At 59.1% G+C, this 16,430-nt stretch carries 19 protein-coding genes; 14 read left to right on the top strand and 5 right to left on the bottom strand.

Annotation, left to right across the window (positions count from 1 at the left end; genetic code table 11):
- Positions 1–78: 78 nt before the first annotated feature.
- Both ACQZ6D_RS11240 and secA read right to left on the bottom strand, forming a co-directional pair.
- Positions 79–972 (bottom strand): DMT family transporter, encoded by an 894-nt coding sequence (locus tag ACQZ6D_RS11240; RefSeq protein WP_111795402.1) that lies wholly within the window; start codon positions 970–972, stop codon positions 79–81.
- 149 nt (positions 973–1,121) lie between these two features.
- A complete protein-coding gene (secA, locus tag ACQZ6D_RS11235; RefSeq protein ID WP_038495808.1) occupies positions 1,122–3,830 on the bottom strand; it encodes a preprotein translocase subunit SecA in 2,709 nt (902 codons plus the stop codon).
- A 243-nt stretch (positions 3,831–4,073) separates the two neighbouring features.
- On the opposite strand from secA, the gene ACQZ6D_RS11230 reads away from it, so the two are divergent.
- From ACQZ6D_RS11230 to ACQZ6D_RS11205, 6 genes are all read left to right on the top strand, one after another.
- Complete coding sequence (locus tag ACQZ6D_RS11230; RefSeq protein WP_013761725.1) at positions 4,074–4,937, top strand: peptidylprolyl isomerase; 864 nt, start codon at positions 4,074–4,076, stop codon at positions 4,935–4,937.
- 92 nt (positions 4,938–5,029) lie between these two features.
- On the top strand, positions 5,030–6,271 hold the full coding sequence (gene argJ, locus ACQZ6D_RS11225) for a bifunctional glutamate N-acetyltransferase/amino-acid acetyltransferase ArgJ (protein WP_065704349.1): 1,242 nt from the start codon (positions 5,030–5,032) through the stop codon (positions 6,269–6,271).
- Between the two features lie 18 nt (positions 6,272–6,289).
- Positions 6,290–7,066, top strand: a complete 777-nt coding sequence (locus tag ACQZ6D_RS11220) for a GNAT family N-acetyltransferase (protein ID WP_013761724.1) — start codon at positions 6,290–6,292, stop codon at positions 7,064–7,066.
- On the top strand, positions 7,063–7,476 hold the full coding sequence (gene mutT, locus ACQZ6D_RS11215) for an 8-oxo-dGTP diphosphatase MutT (RefSeq protein WP_065704347.1): 414 nt from the start codon (positions 7,063–7,065) through the stop codon (positions 7,474–7,476). Before ACQZ6D_RS11220 ends, mutT begins: the two co-directional genes overlap by 4 nt.
- Before the next feature lie 162 nt (positions 7,477–7,638).
- Positions 7,639–7,953, top strand: coding sequence for a hypothetical protein (locus ACQZ6D_RS11210; RefSeq protein ID WP_003511234.1), 315 nt, complete (start codon positions 7,639–7,641; stop codon positions 7,951–7,953).
- 101 nt (positions 7,954–8,054) lie between these two features.
- Entirely contained in the window at positions 8,055–8,246 is a 192-nt protein-coding gene (locus ACQZ6D_RS11205) for a Flp family type IVb pilin (RefSeq protein WP_153793397.1), read from the top strand.
- Positions 8,247–8,263: 17 nt separating this feature from the next.
- On the opposite strand, the gene ACQZ6D_RS11200 is transcribed toward ACQZ6D_RS11205, so the two are convergent.
- Positions 8,264–9,145, bottom strand: coding sequence for a methyltransferase domain-containing protein (locus tag ACQZ6D_RS11200; RefSeq protein ID WP_111800378.1), 882 nt, complete (start codon positions 9,143–9,145; stop codon positions 8,264–8,266).
- 201 nt (positions 9,146–9,346) lie between these two features.
- Between ACQZ6D_RS11200 and ACQZ6D_RS11195 the strand changes: the two genes are divergently transcribed.
- The 4 genes from ACQZ6D_RS11195 to ACQZ6D_RS11180 are packed head-to-tail and all read left to right on the top strand — an operon-like array spanning position 9,347 to position 11,702.
- The gene (locus ACQZ6D_RS11195) at positions 9,347–10,081 is read left to right on the top strand and encodes a ComF family protein (protein WP_376909369.1); all 735 of its coding nucleotides are present in this window, start codon (positions 9,347–9,349) and stop codon (positions 10,079–10,081) included.
- Positions 10,082–10,141: 60 nt separating this feature from the next.
- Positions 10,142–10,396: a glutaredoxin 3 gene (gene grxC / locus ACQZ6D_RS11190; protein WP_003511229.1), complete on the top strand. Its 255-nt coding sequence runs from the start codon at positions 10,142–10,144 to the stop codon at positions 10,394–10,396.
- Between the two features lie 29 nt (positions 10,397–10,425).
- Positions 10,426–11,277, top strand: coding sequence for a carbon-nitrogen hydrolase family protein (locus ACQZ6D_RS11185; RefSeq protein WP_003511228.1), 852 nt, complete (start codon positions 10,426–10,428; stop codon positions 11,275–11,277).
- A complete protein-coding gene (locus ACQZ6D_RS11180) occupies positions 11,274–11,702 on the top strand; it encodes a DUF1178 family protein (RefSeq protein ID WP_019564809.1) in 429 nt (142 codons plus the stop codon). Before ACQZ6D_RS11185 ends, ACQZ6D_RS11180 begins: the two co-directional genes overlap by 4 nt.
- An 82-nt stretch (positions 11,703–11,784) precedes the next feature.
- Here the strand turns inward: ACQZ6D_RS11180 and ubiG are convergent, their stop codons facing one another.
- The gene (gene ubiG / locus ACQZ6D_RS11175) at positions 11,785–12,531 is read right to left on the bottom strand and encodes a bifunctional 2-polyprenyl-6-hydroxyphenol methylase/3-demethylubiquinol 3-O-methyltransferase UbiG (protein WP_026330704.1); all 747 of its coding nucleotides are present in this window, start codon (positions 12,529–12,531) and stop codon (positions 11,785–11,787) included.
- A 39-nt stretch (positions 12,532–12,570) separates the two neighbouring features.
- Between ubiG and ACQZ6D_RS11170 the strand changes: the two genes are divergently transcribed.
- Complete coding sequence (locus tag ACQZ6D_RS11170; RefSeq protein WP_139104343.1) at positions 12,571–12,789, top strand: hypothetical protein; 219 nt, start codon at positions 12,571–12,573, stop codon at positions 12,787–12,789.
- Positions 12,790–13,593 carry an SH3 domain-containing protein gene (locus ACQZ6D_RS11165; protein ID WP_003511225.1) on the top strand — a complete coding sequence of 268 codons (804 nt, stop codon included), beginning with the start codon at positions 12,790–12,792 and terminating at the stop codon, positions 13,591–13,593. It abuts the gene before it with no gap.
- Positions 13,594–13,661: 68 nt separating this feature from the next.
- Here ACQZ6D_RS11165 and ACQZ6D_RS11160 read toward each other — a convergent pair whose 3' ends face one another.
- Positions 13,662–13,913 carry a DUF2934 domain-containing protein gene (locus tag ACQZ6D_RS11160; RefSeq protein WP_003511224.1) on the bottom strand — a complete coding sequence of 84 codons (252 nt, stop codon included), beginning with the start codon at positions 13,911–13,913 and terminating at the stop codon, positions 13,662–13,664.
- A 281-nt stretch (positions 13,914–14,194) separates the two neighbouring features.
- Between ACQZ6D_RS11160 and ACQZ6D_RS11155 the strand changes: the two genes are divergently transcribed.
- Together ACQZ6D_RS11155 and cysP are read left to right on the top strand one after the other, a co-directional pair.
- The gene (locus ACQZ6D_RS11155; protein ID WP_111789711.1) at positions 14,195–15,265 is read left to right on the top strand and encodes an enoyl-CoA hydratase/isomerase family protein; all 1,071 of its coding nucleotides are present in this window, start codon (positions 14,195–14,197) and stop codon (positions 15,263–15,265) included.
- Between the two features lie 173 nt (positions 15,266–15,438).
- Entirely contained in the window at positions 15,439–16,425 is a 987-nt protein-coding gene (gene cysP / locus ACQZ6D_RS11150) for a thiosulfate ABC transporter substrate-binding protein CysP (RefSeq protein ID WP_065659633.1), read from the top strand.
- Positions 16,426–16,430 lie beyond the last annotated feature (5 nt).

Genomic DNA, 16,430 nt, shown 5'->3' with positions numbered 1-16,430 from the left:
CCCCTCGCGTGACGAACGCGATCCCGCCTGATCCGTAACGATCAACACGACTATTGGTGGAAAACGCTAATAAACCCTTCATGCACCCGACGGGGTGGGCGGGGCCTTTTTCTTGGGCATGAGGTCAAGCACCAGTGCGCAGCCCAGAATGATGATGCCGGCACCGAACAGCTGGGGAAGCGACAGCGGTTCGTCGAGCACCAGGGCGCCAACAAGCACCGCCACAACGGTGACGGCAAATTCCACGCTGATCGCCTTCGTTGCGCCGATCGAGGAGACCAGCTTGAAATAGGTGATGTAGGTCAGGCCGCTCATGACGACCGCCTGTATCAGAAGATAACCGTAATCGACGAGATCGGGCGTTCCGGGCAAGGGCACCGCGAAAAGAAGCGGCAAGGTCATCAGGCCGCCTGTCAGGAAGGAACCGATGGTTATTTCCCAGGATCCAACCCCCTTGAGGTGCAGGCTCGCAAAATTGCTGCCATAGGCGGCACAGATGCAGGCGGCGACAGCGGCAGCACAGCCAATGACAAAGCCGTATGTGACAGGAACAGCGGGAAAACCAACGAGCAGGACGATGCCGGCAAAGCCGATGACGAGACCTGCAATACCCTGCCGCGTCAGGCGTTCCAGACCCCAAATCTGCGAGATTAGCATTGAAAAAAGCGGGATGGTCGCCACCAATATGGCTGCCATCGCAGTGCCGATCTGAGGCGTCGCATAGGACAGGCCGATGAGTTGCCCGGCGACCGTCGTTGCGCCGACGATTGCGAAAGCGCGCCAGCTTGCGGAGAATGCCAGCTTCCGGCGTGCCGCACGCGCAATGAGAAAGAGTGCTACAGCGGTTATGAGCGAGCGAAGCGTGACTGCGCCAATCCAGCCGAAGGCTGAGACGACATGTAGAAGCAGCAGGAAAGACACGCCCCACGTAATCGCGAGAAAAATATAGGCGGCAAGATCGCGAGGGGCCATGAAAGCAGTTTCCGCAGGATGATCCGGCTCCCATATGGAAAGTGCCGATACCAGTCAACACCCCGACCAGCAGCAATGATCCTGCCCAAACAAAATCGCCCGTAACGCAGGTTACGGGCGATCGATTGCTGGCATAAAGCCCTGGCCTTTTACGCCTGTTCGTAAACGCCGTGGCAGTGCTTGTACTTCTTGCCCGAGCCGCAGGGGCACATTTCGTTGCGGCCGATACGGCCCCAGGTGGCGGGGTTGTTCGGGTCGCGGTCCTCGGCCGGTACGAAAGCGACCGGCACGCCCTGCGCCATCTCATCTTCCCCGGTGACGGGGTCGAGGTGATGCGCGGTCATTTCCGGCAGCTCCGGCTGCTGCGGTTCCTGCTGCACCAGTTCCACGCGCATCAGCTGGGCGGTGACGGCTTCACGCAGGTTGGTAAGCAGCGACTGGAACAGCTCGAAGGCTTCCGCCTTGTATTCCTGCAATGGATCGCGCTGGGCGTAACCGCGGAAACCGACGACGGAACGAAGGTGATCGAGGTTGACGATGTGTTCGCGCCACAGATGGTCGATTGTCTGAAGCACGACCGAGCGCTCGACATAGGTCATGATCTCCGGGCCGAAACGTTCCGCACGTTCAGCGGCGTACTTGTCCGCGGCCTCGGTAACGCGCTGAAGAATGTCGTCCTCGGCGATGCCTTCTTCCTTCGCCCATTCCTCCACCGGCAGGTCGAGGTTCAGGAACTGGGCGATACCGGCCTTGAGACCGGCGATATCCCACTGTTCGGCATAGGCATTTTCAGGAATATGCTTGGTGACGAGCGCTTCGATCACTTCGTGGCGCATGTCGGCTGCGGTTTCACCGATATTGTCGGATTCCATCAGCTCAAGGCGCTGCTCGAAGATGACCTTGCGCTGGTCGTTCAGCACGTCGTCATATTTCAGCAGGTTCTTGCGGGTCTCGAAGTTACGGGCTTCGACCTTCTTCTGGGCGCGTTCCAGCGCCTTGTTGATCCACGGATGGACAATGGCCTCGCCGTCCTTCAGGCCGAGCTTCTGCAGCATGCTGTCCATGCGCTCGGAACCGAAGATGCGCATCAGGTCGTCCTGAAGCGACAGATAGAATTTCGAGCGGCCGGGGTCGCCCTGACGGCCGGAACGGCCACGCAGCTGGTTGTCGATACGGCGGCTTTCGTGGCGCTCGGTCGCGATGACGTAGAGACCGCCAGCGGCAAGCGCCTTTTCCTTGAGAACCTTGATCTCTGCGCGGATGGCCGCTTCCTTCGCATCACGCTCCGGACCCGGCTCCATGCCTTCCAGCTCGCGCTCCAGACGCATCTCGACGTTGCCGCCGAGCTGGATGTCCGTACCACGACCGGCCATGTTGGTGGCGATGGTGACCGCACCGGGAACACCGGCCTGCGAAACGATATAGGCTTCCTGCTCGTGGTAACGGGCGTTCAGAACCTGGAAATCGGTAAAGCCGGACTGGCGCAGCATGTGGGCCAGAAGCTCGGATTTCTCGATGGAGGTCGTGCCGACGAGAACCGGCTGACCACGATCATGCGCCGCCTTGATCTCGGCGATGATGGCGAGGAACTTCTCTTCGCCGGTACGATAAACCTCGTCGTCCTCGTCGATACGCTGGATCGGCAGGTTGGTCGGCACCTCGATGACATCGAGACCGTAGATGTTGCCGAACTCTTCCGCTTCCGTCGACGCCGTACCGGTCATGCCGGCAAGCTTTGCATACATGCGGAAGTAGTTCTGGAAGGTGACGGAAGACAGCGTCTGGTTTTCCGGCTGGATCTGCACCTTTTCCTTGGCTTCCAGCGCCTGGTGCTGGCCTTCGGAATAACGGCGGCCCGGCATCATGCGGCCGGTGAATTCGTCGATGATGACGATTTCGTCGTTGCGGACGATGTAGTCCTTGTCGCGGGTGAAGAGCTTGTGGGCCTTCAGCGCATTGTTGATGTGGTGAACGATGGCGACGTTTTCGATGTCGTAAAGCGATTCGCCCTTGAGCAGGCCCGCCTGCCGCAGCAGGTTTTCGAGCTTCTCGGTGCCGTCTTCGGAGAAGTTGGCCGAACGCTGCTTCTCATCGATTTCGTAATCTTCCGGCGACAGAAGCGGAATGAAAGCGTCGATGGTGTTATAGAGATCGGAGCGGTCGTCCAGCGGGCCGGAGATGATAAGCGGCGTGCGCGCCTCATCGACCAGAATGCTGTCCACTTCGTCGACGATTGCGTAGTTGTGGCCGCGCTGCACCATCTGGGCGCGATCATATTTCATGTTGTCGCGCAGATAATCGAAGCCAAGCTCGTTATTCGTGGCGTAGGTGATGTCGCAGCCATAGGCCTCGCGGCGCTGGTCGTCATCTAGCCCGTGCACGATCACACCGGTCGTCAGACCGAGGAAACGGTAGAGCTTGCTCATCGTGGCCGCGTCGCGCTGGGCGAGGTAGTCGTTGACGGTTACGACATGCACGCCCTTGCCGGCCAGCGCATTGAGGTAGACCGCAAGGGTCGCCACCAGCGTCTTGCCTTCACCGGTCTTCATTTCAGCGATGGCGCCCTGGTGCAGGATCATGGCACCGGTCAGCTGCACATCAAAGGGTCGCATGTGCAGAACGCGGCGCGACGCCTCGCGGGCGACGGCAAAAGCCGGGATCAGCAGATCGTCCAGCGATTTGCCGTCCGCAAGCTGCTGGCGGAACTCCGCCGTCTTTGCCGCCAGCGCGTCGTCGGAAAGAGCCTTGGTGGCTTCCTCCAGCGCATTGATGGCTGCGATCTTGCTTTTATAGGAGCGGACGCGGCGTTCATTTGCCGAACCGAACAATTTGCGGGCTATTCCGCCGAGGCTGACCATCTTACTGGCCCTTTCTGAAATTCCGTTTTCGCAGGCGGTTTTTTCCATCACGCCGATTTCGGCAACAAATGACGGACTTCGCCCTTCAACGTATCTGGACGCGAGGTTGCGTGACAGATAAGAGGGGGGGCAAATGATGTCAACGGTTCTGCCCGTTACAGAATGGCCACAATCCGGTGTTTGGAAGTTTTTTCAGAGCCGGAAACCATGTCTGGAGCCGGCATTGTCCCCGAAAGGTTCAAAATGTTGCGCTATAATAAAATTGCGGCTGCGGTGATTGTGGCCACGCTCGGCCTCCAGTTTCCTGCCTTTGCACAGGAAGACAAGGTTGTCGCCAAGGTTGGCGATCTGGAAATCCACCAGTCCGAACTCGACCTTGCCATGGGCAATCTCGATCCGCAGCTCGCACAGCTTCCCGACGAGCAGAAGAAGGTCGCAGCCCTTTCCGGCGCGATCGACGTCAAGCTTCTCGTGAAGAATGCCAGCGCCGAAGGTCTGGAAAAGACCGAAGACTTCAAGAAGCGCATGGAGTTCATTCAGGACCGTGAGCTGCACAACGCCTATTTCCGCAAGCATGTGGTTGACGCTGTCACCAATGAAGAGGTGAAGGCGCGCTACGACAAGGAAGTCGCAGCCTTGCCGAAGGAAGAAGAAATCAAGGCAGCCCATATTCTGGTTGCAAGCGAAGACGAAGCCAAGGACGTCATCAAGCAGCTTGATGCGGGCAAGGATTTCGCAGCACTTGCCAAGGAAAAGTCGACCGACTCCAACAAGGATGATGGCGGCGATCTCGGCTGGTTCGGTAAGGGCCGCATGGTTCCGGAATTCGAAGAGGCCGCTTTCGGTCTCGAAAAGGGCGCCTACACCAAGACGCCTGTCAAGACGCAGTTCGGCTTCCACGTCATCAAGCTGGAAGACAAGCGCATCGCACCGCCGCCGGCTTTCGAGCAGGTCGAGCCGCAGGTTCGTCAGCTTGTCATGCGTGACAAGTACGTTGCCCTCATCGAGAAGGCAAAGGCTGACCAGAAGATCGAAATCATGGATGAGACGCTGAAGAAGGGCTACGACGAAGCCACGAAGGAACAGCAGGCACAGCCGCAGCAGTAATAAAACCATGTTACGGGGCGGCCACAGGCCGCCCCGCTTCATCTCAGGCACTTCCAAACCTTCCCCGTTTCCAGAATCTCAGGCGCTTTCCCATGTCCGTTGCCGTTTCCCCGCTCGCTCCGAAATCCTATCCCGACATGCCCGCGCTGCGTGGTGTTCGCATGGCGACGGCTGCCGCCGGCATCAAGTACAAGAACCGGACCGACGTTCTGTTGATGGTGTTCGACAAGCCGGCAAGCGTGGCTGGCGTTTTCACAAAATCGAAATGCCCCTCGGCCCCCGTTGATTTCTGCCGCGCCAATCTCGGCGGCGGCGTGGCACGTGCCGTGGTGGTCAATTCCGGTAACGCAAACGCCTTTACCGGCGTCAAAGGCAAGGCCGCGACCGAATTGACGGCGAAATCCGCAGCCGCTGCCGTCGGCTGCTCTGAAAATGAAGTGTTTCTGGCATCGACCGGCGTAATCGGCGAACCGCTTGATGCCACCAAGTTCGCCGGGGTTCTGGGCGACATGCAGGGCATGGCCGAAGCCGATTTCTGGCAGGAAGCCGCCAAGGCAATCATGACGACCGACACTTATCCCAAGGTCGCGACCCGCACGGCCGAAATCGGCGGTGTCGTGGTCACCATCAACGGTATCGCCAAGGGTGCCGGCATGATCGCGCCCGATATGGCGACGATGCTTTCTTTCGTGGTTACGGATGCCGATATTGATCCGGCCGCGCTGCAATCACTGCTTTCCGCCGGTGTCGGCCCGACCTTCAATTCCGTGACTGTTGACAGCGACACCTCCACCTCCGATACGCTGATGTTGTTTGCGACAGGTGCGGCGGCTGAGGACGGTCAGGTCAAGGTGACGCGCACCGATGACGAGCGGCTTTCCTCCTTCCGCGCCGCCTTGAACGATCTCCTGAAAGATCTGGCCCTGCAGGTGGTTCGCGATGGCGAAGGCGCACGCAAGATGGTCGAAGTCACCGTTACCGGCGCGGAAAACGATGTCGCTGCCAAGAAGATCGCCCTTTCGATTGCCAACTCACCGCTGGTGAAGACCGCGGTTGCCGGCGAAGATGCAAATTGGGGTCGCGTCGTCATGGCTGTGGGCAAATCCGGTGAAATGGCCGACCGTGATCGCCTTGCCATCTGGTTCGGCGGCGTGCGCGTTGCCGTCAATGGCGAACGCGATCCGGATTATTCGGAAGCGGAAACCACCGCCGTGATGCGGCTGGAAGACATCCCGGTGAAGGTTGACATCGGTCTCGGTGAGGGCAAGGCCACCGTATGGACGTGCGACCTGACCAAGGAATATGTTGCGATCAACGGCGACTACCGGAGCTGACCGTTGGAGCCGAAGAGAATGCAGGACAATAAAATCGTCAATCTGCCGCTGGTTCGCCGTCTGGAAGCAGTCAGCTTTCGGGCATGGCCGGCCTCGTCGGTGATTTATGACGGTAGCTGGCAAATCCGCCTGACGGGGTCGCATCCATCCAAACGCATCAATTGCGTGGTGCCGCTCGATCCTTCCGATTATGGAAACTGCGCGGTGCGGCTGGAAAAGGCGCGCAAGCGCTTCGAGGATTTCGGCCGTCCGCTGGTGGTGCGCGAAACGACGCTGATGCCGCCGCAGCTCAAGGATTTTCTGGTAAAGGACGGCTGGTCCATGGTTGAGGAGGTCAAGGTCATGACGGCCGATCTCGCTGGCATGGAACTGCCGGAAACGCTGGTCAGCCTGCCGAGCCACGATATTGGCCGTTTTGTCGAGGCGAGCATCAAGGTCAGCGATGGCGACCCGACCCTGCGCCCGGCGATCGCTGAAATCCTCAGTTCGATCAAGCCGACCCTTGGCCTGTTCATCAACGAAGAAGCAGGGGGCAGCGCACTTGCCACCGTTATCTGCGTGCAGGATAACGATCTTGCCGGCATTCTTTCCCTCGATGTCGAGAAGTCGCAGCGGAAAAAGGGCCTCGGCACGCAGCTGCTGGCGTCAGCACTGCGCTGGGCCCGCATCAGCGGCGCCAAAAGCGCCTGGTTGCAGGTCGTCTCCACAAATGCGCCCGCGATTGCACTTTATGAAAAATTCGGCTTCACCGAGGCCTATTCCTATCGCTACTGGCGCAAGGCTGGTGAAGAATGAGCGAAGCGGGCAAAAAAATCCTGCTGGTTGCCGCCTGCGCCCTTCTCGATCAGGACGGCCGTATTCTTCTGGCGCAACGACCTGAGGGCAAGTCGCTTGCCGGCCTGTGGGAATTTCCAGGCGGCAAGGTGGAACAAGGCGAAACACCGGAGGAGACCCTTGTCCGCGAGCTGGACGAGGAGCTGGGTATCAAGACCAAGATAGCCTGCCTTGCGCCGCTGACGTTCGCCAGCCATACCTACGAGACTTTTCACCTGCTGATGCCGCTTTACGTGTGCCGTCGTTATGAAGGCATGGCCCATGGGCGCGAAGGACAGGCAATTAAATGGGTAAAGCCGCAGGCTCTGCGTGATTATCCGATGCCGCCGGCCGACGAGCCGCTCATCCCCTTCCTTCAGGATTTGATTTAAAGCGACCTACCTGGCGGGTTCCATCCCCTCGCGCAGCCTGTTGAAAACATCCCGTAACTCCGCTTTACCGTGCCAAAACGAGGCTGTGTTAACAGATCGTTCAGCACCCTCTGGCAGATTGTTAAGCTAAAGAAGCGGTAAACTGCGCGTATGAGGTTGGCTATGAACGAGGATTTCTGGAAGACGGTGGAAGGTCGTCAGTCTTACTCCAACAAATCCCGTCGCACCGGCGTTCTTAATGTCGCGCTGCTTTTCGGGACGGCTGTGATTGCTCTTTCCTTGATAGTCACCCCCATGCTTGCCGGAAAATCATCAACGCGCGTCGCGCAGTTCTCCGACAATTACGACATGATAAGCACCGGCTCCATCAAGAAGACCGATGCCGGCAAGACCTATTCCATCCGCCGCAGCATAACCCAGCCGATGCCCGAGATGCCCTGTGTCGTGACGGGCTATAGCAGCGAGAGCGGTTGCTGATCGTTTACCATCATCGGTAACGGATTCCTCATGCCCGTGGCATAGTATAAATTCGATTTTAGCAATATATAATGCCGGTTAGCGTAATCACCGGATGGCGGATGGCGGATGGAGAATATCCCGTGCTGCATTGTTTTATTCGTTTCTTTAAAGACGAAAACGGCGCGACCGCAGTCGAATACGGCCTGATCGTCGGCGTTATTTCCGCCACCATCATCGGTGGCGGAGCCACCATCGGCAGCAACATCAATGCTGTATTCCAGTTCCTCGCCGATACTTTTGCCAACATCTGAGGCCTGCGCTACGCCTATCAGGAAAGCTTGACTTCGGTCGTCTTCAAGGCATCGGCAAGGCGCATTTTGGCGGAACCAGGTTTCAGCGGTTTCTGCTGGCTCTCGTGCGGTGCCCAGCCTGAGACATAGATGATGGAAAACGTGGCTCTGATCCGCCCGTCCGGATCGGAATAACGTTCGGCGTAAAGCTCCGCTGCCCGCAGGAAAAAAGCGCGATTGAGCGGTTTTCTGCTGCGGCTTGCCAGCGGATTGGCCATGCCCATGGCGCGCAGATCGCGCATCAGCGGAAAAATCGAGTCGTAACGCACCGTATAAGTTTCCGCGTCGGTGACGGGAAGCGCAAAACCGGCACGCTGCAACAGTGCGCCAACATCGCGCACATCGGCAAAGGGAATGACGCGCGGGCTGGCGCCGCCGGTCAACTCGGCTTCTGCCGTCAACAGCACGTCGCGCAGTTCCTGCAATGTGCCGCTGCCGGGAATGGCTCCGAGAAACAGCCCGTCCGGCTTTAACGCCCGCCTTATCTGGATCAACGCACCGGGGGTGTCGTTGGTGAGGTGGAGGGCAAGCGGGGAAACAATGAGATTGGCGGAGGCTTCTTCGAGCGGCAGATGCTCCATGGAGGCCACCTGCGGCAGATTCCCATCCGTCGCAAAGGAGGTATCCGTCTCGATACGGCGGATAGCATCCACCTTGCCCGTCTCAGTCACACGCCGGGCGGTGATGCCCGTCCCGCCGTGCAGTTCGATTGCGGTCTCGAAACGGCGCTCGACGATGGCGAGCCTGTCGGCAAACTCGTCGGCGGCCATGTCGAGAAGAAACAGGGCCTTGTCGTCACGCCGGTTCCACGCCCGGCGGCGATTTTGTTCGATCAGGGCCTGGTCAAAGAGAATATCCATCGTCGTGCCTGCTCGGCCTGTAGCGCCTTTGGGATCGGCGGGCCGCATCGTTGCTGTCATGCCGCTTCGGGCATTGTTTTTCCGGTCAGAGGCCGAAACATATCTCTCTCGCAAAGGCACCCGTTCGGCGCTAAAGTCAACCTCATGGGCGCTGGTGAAGATTTGTTTTCGGGATTGCTGTCGAAGTCCGCGACGGTGTCGATGGCGGCACGCAGCGTGTTGCACTCGGCCTTCCGCATGGTCTATCCTCCCACTTGCGCAGGGTGTTCCCGCATGACCGGCGGCGAGGGTGCCCTGTGTGCGGATTGCTGGCGGGATGTGGCCTTTATCGATCGGCCTTTTTGCGAGGTTCTGGGTATCCCCTTCGCCCGGGATCACGGCGCGGGTATTGTGAGCGCACAAGCCATCGCCGACCCACCGCCTTTCGACCGTTTGCGTGCTGTTGCCAGCCATGAGGGAACCGCGCGTAAACTCGTACACCGGCTGAAATATCAGGACCGGACCGATCTTGCGCGTTTCATGGCGCTGTGGATGCTGCGGGCAAGCGACGGAACGGTTGATAGCTGCGACTGTATCTTGCCGGTTCCGCTGCATCGCCACCGCTTCTGGCGTCGCCGTTTCAACCAGTCCGCTGAGCTCGCACGGCATCTGGCCAAGGCCACCGGCAAACCGCTGCTTGCCGGCACGCTGTTGCGCGTGAAGCCGACCGAGCGGCAGGTGGGGCTTTCAGCGCTTGCCCGGCAGGACAATGTGCGGGGTGCTTTTGCAATAGCGCCCGGCCGAAAAACCGATGTTTATGGCAAGCGAGTGGTGCTGGTGGATGATGTTTATACCACTGGTGCGACGGTGGGCGCGGCAAGTCGCGTCTTGCGGAAGGCGGGTGCCACGGATGTGACCGTTTTGACCTTTGCAATGGCCATTTCCGGCCCTATATGAAGCCTGAATGAAACGAGGATATCGTGCGTTTCAGCACACGTTTGCGAGGCTTCGAAATACATGGCACCGGTAACGATCTATACACGGGATTTTTGTGGTTATTGCGCGCGCGCCAAGGCGTTGCTGGACAGCAAGGGCGTCGATTACGCCGAATATAACGCGACGACGACGCCGGAATACCGGCAGGAAATGATCGAGAAATCCGGCGGAACCACCTTCCCGCAAATCTTCATCAACGGCCAGCATATCGGCGGTTGCGACGATCTGCATGCACTGGAGCGTGCTGGCAAACTCGACGTTATGCTTGCCGCTTAATCGGCTCGATTTTCGATACGGAGGACGTGATGATTTTCAAGGCTGCCGCCATTCAGATGCGCTCGGGTGTCGATACGGTGAAAAACGCCGCCGATATGGAGCGCCTGGTACGTGTTGCTGCGGCTGCGGGCGCTGTCTATGTTCAGACGCCGGAAATGACCGGCGCTCTCCAGAAGGACAGGCAGGCGCTTCGCGCCCAGCTGCGTGACGACGATGGCGATATCATCGTTGCGACCGCCGCCCGGCTGGCACGCGAACTCGGCATCCATGTCCATGTCGGCTCGACAGCGATTGCCCGCCCGGATGGCAAGATTGCCAATCGAGGTTTTCTGTTTGCGCCTGACGGTTCGCGTATCTGCAGCTATGACAAGATCCATATGTTCGATGTCGATCTCGACAATGGCGAAAGCTGGCGCGAAAGTGCGGCTTACGAACCCGGCGCTGTCGCTCGCGTTGCCGAACTGCCGCTGGGGAAATTCGGCTTTGCGATCTGCTACGATGTGCGCTTCCCGCAGCTTTTCCGGGCGGAGGCACTCGCCGGCGCCGAGGTTCTGACGGTTCCGGCCGCCTTTACCCGCCAGACGGGTGAAGCCCACTGGGAAATTCTGCTGCGTGCCCGCGCCATTGAAAACGGCGCTTTCGTCATTGCCGCCGCACAGGCCGGCCTGCATGAGGACGGGCGGGTCACGTTCGGCCATTCCATCATCATCGACCCCTGGGGCAAGGTGCTGGCAATGGCCGGTGGCGCCGGGGAAGAGATCATTTTCGCAGAGATCGACACGTCTCTCGTGGCTGCCGCGCGCGGAAAAATCCCCAATCTGCGCAATGCCCGCGAGTTCGGACTGGACACGGTTATTCCTGCTGGAGGTGAGGCGGCGTGATCCGTTATGCGCTGGCCTGTGAAAAGGGCCATGAGTTCGAAGGCTGGTTTTCCGGGAGCGACGATTTCGATAATCAGTTGCAGCGCGGCTTCCTGTCCTGCCCGATGTGCAATTCCCCGCAGGTTTCCAAACTTCTGATGGCGCCTTCGGTCTCCACCGCCCGCAAAAAAGACGAACGCCAGTCGCTCGCCATGGACATGGCCAAAAAAGAGGCTATCGCAAAAATCCGCGAGGCGGTCGCAAATATCCGCGCGAATGCGGAAGATGTCGGCGATAAATTTCCCGAAGAAGCCCGCAAGATCCACTATGGCGAGGCCGACGAACGCGGCATCATCGGCCACGCGTCTGCCCAGGACGCGAAGGCCCTGATTGACGAGGGCATCGAGATTGCACCGTTGCCAGTGCTGCCCGATGATGTGAATTGAGTTTGCCTACGATTTTGATGACGTCCGCCACTCAGGGCGACGTCATCCGTCGTTCATGACCGGAGAATTGGGTGCGCTAGCTTTACGCGGGTCTTTTCGCCAGCATCATGTAGTTGACTTCCATGTCCGGCGAGAGGTTCCAGCGGTCCTGCAATACGTTGTAGAAGACGCCGGTACGGTGGACGATATCCATGCCGCTGGCCACCAGCGGTCGTTCAAGCTCATCCGGGCGAACCAGCTTCTCATATTGGTGGGTGCCGCGCGGCAGCCAGCGCAATACGTTTTCGGCGGCAAAGATCGCGAGCGCGCGGGCTTTCAGCGTGCGGTTGATGGTGGCGGCGAACATCAGCCCGCCGGGACGCACCATTTTCGCGCAGGTGGTGACGAAGAGATCGACATTGGCCACATGCTCGACCACTTCCATGTTGAGGACGACGTCGAAGGTTTCGCCCGCCTCCAGCAACTGTTCGGCGGTCACGGCGCGGTAGTCGACGCTGACACCGCTTTCACGGGCGTGGGTGGAGGCGATGCCGATATTCTTTTCTGAAGGGTCGGCGCCCACCACGTCCGCGCCCATGCGTGCCACGGGTTCGGAAAGCAGGCCGCCGCCGCAGCCGATATCCAGCACACGCAGCCCTTCAAGCGGGCGGTGCGCCTTCGGGTCGCGGCCGAAATTATCGCAGATGCGGTTGCGGATATATTCAAGCCGCACCGGGTTGAATTTGTGCAGCGGCCGGAACTTGCCCGTCGGGCTCCACCATTCCGCAGCCATCGCGGAGAAGCGATCCACTTCGCTCTGGTCGACGGTCGTCTGTGCGGTTTCGCTCATGGTTATGCTCCATATTGCTGTTGCATTGAAGTCGGATGATTGATCCCCGAAGTCAAGACCGGCGGCACATTCCGTCGGCAAATTCCCGGGTGCTTCATTGCCGCAGGTGGAACTGAAACGGGCTGCGATTTGTTTCATGCTGCGTTCATGGAACACGGCGTATTTTCCAGCCATGGCAGTATGTGGAACGCATGCTCGTCCATCGAAATCGATGGACGCCGACAAGGGCAAAGCGGGCTTTTGCTTGAGGAGAAGTAAGTGAAGAAAAAACTGTTTGGCGCAATTGCGCTGGTGGCCATGCTCGCCGCGCCGGCCCTTGCCGAAGCTGCGACTCGCGGCTTTGCCACCGCGAATGTGAATATGCGCTCCGGTCCGAGCACAGCCTATCCGGCCGTGGTCGTGATCCCGGTCGGCGCACCATTGACGGTACATGGCTGCCTGTCCGATACGCCGTGGTGCGACGTCTCTTTCGTCAGCGGTCGTGGTTGGGTCGCCGGTCGTTACATCCAGACGACGTTCAGGCAGAACCGGGTCTACGTTGAACCGCGTTATTACCGCGATCTCGGCGTTCCCGTGATCACCTTCGAAGCCGGTCGTTATTGGGACCGTTATTATCGTGACCGTGACTTCTACCGCGAGCGTGACCGCTGGCGTCGTCCGCCGCCATCAGGCGGTTACTGGAATGCTGCGCCTCCGCCGCCGCGCGGTGACTGGGAACGCCCGCGTCCGCGCGACGAATGGCGTGATGGCCGCCGGGATGAATGGCGCGATCCGCGTCAGGGCGGTGGACCGAATGATGGCCGCTGGGAGCGCCGTTACGGCGACTGGAACCAGGGTGACAGAAACCGGGGCGACGGAAACCAGGACAGGCCGCGTCGAGATGGTGACCGTCCTCGGTTCGAGGAAGAAAATCGCGACCGCAATCGTGATCGCCAGCCAAATCAGGACGAAGGCCAGCGTCGTCCGGAGCGCCGCCAATGGGATGATCCACGCCGCGCGCCCGCCTCGGAAAACTTTCAGGGCGGTTGCCGGGTCGGTGATCCCGGTTGCGATCCGCGATAAACAGACAAAGCCCGGCGAGATTTCGTCGGGCTTTTCATTTGCCGGTTCAGATTATCACGAGAGTACTTTTATTTCGCGGTTGCTGCCTTGCGTGCACGGGCCTTGGGTTTTGCGGGGGCTTCTGCCTCCGGCTCTGCAGCAGCGGTCTTCGGCGCTGCTTTCTTGCGCTGGGCAGGCTTTGTCGCCTCCGATGTCTTCAGCAGCGAAAATTCATGCTTTGCCTGTTCCCAATGGTCCGCGTCACGGCCATGTGGATGGCCTTCCTTTTCCCAAAGTGTATAGGCCCGTTTGCTGATCCACTCTTGTTCCGAAACCTGCATGCTCGTCTCCCGTTGCTGTTGACAACGCCTTTGACAAGGCGACATTCCGCTTGGTCCGGCACACGCTCGACAGGAATCAATGCCGGCATTTCAAACTCCATTACATGCCATGATTTTCCGGGCGTCAAGCAAACATGCTGCATTGCGAAAGCGGATTTCAGGCATTTTACGCGGGTGAAAGCGGTTTGAGCGAAAGACGTTCCTGAAGGACAAGATCAACGTTGCGTGATCGCGCCCGGACCTCCAAGATGGGCTGGTGAACGGTAGCGGAGGAGGCGACCTTGGAAGTTGCAACGGAAGCGGAGACGCAGGTCGTCATCGGAAGACGGGGAGGGGCCGGCATCATCCACCTGAACCGTCCGAAAGCCATCAACAGCCTGACGCTGCCGATGGTTCGTGCCATGCTCCAGGCGCTTCACCGTTTCGAGGATGACCCTGACGTTTCCTGCGTGGTGCTGACAGGGGAAGGCGACAGGGGGCTGTGTGCGGGGGGTGACGTTCGCATCATTCACGATCTCGGCAAAGCGGGCGATCCGCAGGTGCTGGATTTCTGGCGCGAAGAGTTTCCGCTGAATTATCGTATTGCCCGCTTTGGTAAACCTTATGTTGCGTTGATGGACGGCATCGTCATGGGTGGCGGCGTCGGCATTTCCGCCCATGCCAGCCACCGCATCGTCACCGAGCGGACGAAGCTTGCCATGCCGGAAACCGGTATCGGCTATTTCCCTGACGTCGGCGGTACATGGCTTTTGCCCAGAGCGCCGGGCGAATGCGGCACCTGGCTGGGGCTGACAGGCAATGCGGTCACTGCTGCCGATGCGATCTATGCCGGTTTTGCCGATTGTTTCGTCCCTTCTGCGCGCCTTACAGATTTGGTGAAGAATCTATCACAAGCGCTCGATCCTGATGGTGTCGAGGCGGTAATCGGAACTTATGCCGTCGAAGCTGGTGAGGGGGTCCTGTCGGCACACCGTGAGATCATCGACGCGGCATTCCGTTTCGACACGGTCGAGGAGATTTTCGCAGCACTTTCGGAGCGTGACGATACGTTTTCGCGCGAGAGTCTGGAAATTCTCAAAAAACGCTCCCCTACCAGTCTCAAACTAACCCTGAAGCTGCTGCGCCTGGGGCGGGAAAGCGCCAGCCTCATCGAATGCCTCGAACGGGAATTTGCCGCCGGCACGGAGATATTGCGGGGTCATGATTTTTATGAGGGCGTGCGTGCGGCCCTGGTCGACAAGGACCGCAATCCGCGCTGGCGACCGCCACAGCTGGAAGAGGTGCGTGAAGAAGACCTTCTGCCATATTTTACCAAACATTCCGGTAATCTCTTTCCCGAGCACCGCCTTTAGATTGCGCAACGCAAAAGAAATCCGGCTTGCGGACATATATGAAATCATCACCTTTCGAATTGATGTTGCTTGGGTGAAATTTCTAATGCCCTTCTGCTTAACGCACGGCTGTTGCTCGCAGGCGTTGTCGCCCCCCGTTATGTTGACGACCATTCGATTTTCCGGGGGTATTCATGAAACGTCTTCTCATCATCGGCACTGCCATTGCCGCTCTTTTTGCAGGTGCGGCGCAGGCGCAGTCTCCGACCACCATTCTCAACGCCTCCTACGATGTTGCCCGTGAGGTTTTCGCAGCCGAGAACGAGGCTTTCATCAAGCTGCATCCGGGTATCACGGTTGATCAGTCGCACGCCGGCACCTCCAAGCAGGCGCGTGCCATCGTTGAGGGTCTGGAAGCTGATGTCGTCACCTTCAACCAGGTAACGGATGTCGATTTTCTGGTGAAGCAGGGTTTCGTTTCCGCCGACTGGCAGAAGGATTTCGCGAACGACGCCTCGCCGTTCTATTCCTTCCCTTCCTTCCTCGTGCGTGCCGGTAATCCCAAGCACATCAAGGACTGGGACGATCTTGCCCGTGACGACGTGAAGGTGGTTTTCCCCAATCCGAAGACCTCGGGTAACGCCCGTTACACCTATCTCGCCGCCACGGCCTATGCCAAGGAGAAGTTCAACGGCGACGAGAAGAAGGTTCAGGAATTCGTCAAGAAAATCTTCGACAACACCCCTGTTTTCGACACCGGAGGCCGCGCCGCCACCACCACCTTCGTGGAACGTGAAATCGGCGACGTGCTGATCACCTTCGAAGCCGAGACCCGCGGCATTGCCAAGCAATATGGCGCCGACAAGGTTGAGGGCGTGGTGCCTTCCGTCAGCCTGCTCGCCGAATTCCCGGTCGCCGTGGTGGACAAGGTGGTCGACAAGCGCGGCTCGCGCGATCTGGCGAAGAGCTACCTCGATTTCCTCTACACCGAAGAGGGCCAGCGCATTGCTGCCGAATTCGGCCATCGCGTTCACAACGAAAAGGTTGTCGGCGAGTTCAAGGACAAGTTCCCGGCCATTCGCCTCGTCAATGTCAATGACGTCTTCGGCGGCTGGAATAAAATCCAGAAAGAGCATTTTGCGTCCGGCGCGACGCTTGATACGCTCTACGGCAGCCGTTAATCACG

The organism is Agrobacterium sp. 22-3639C2 (assembly GCF_053522105.1).
This window is presented reverse-complemented; position numbering and strand designations above follow the sequence as displayed.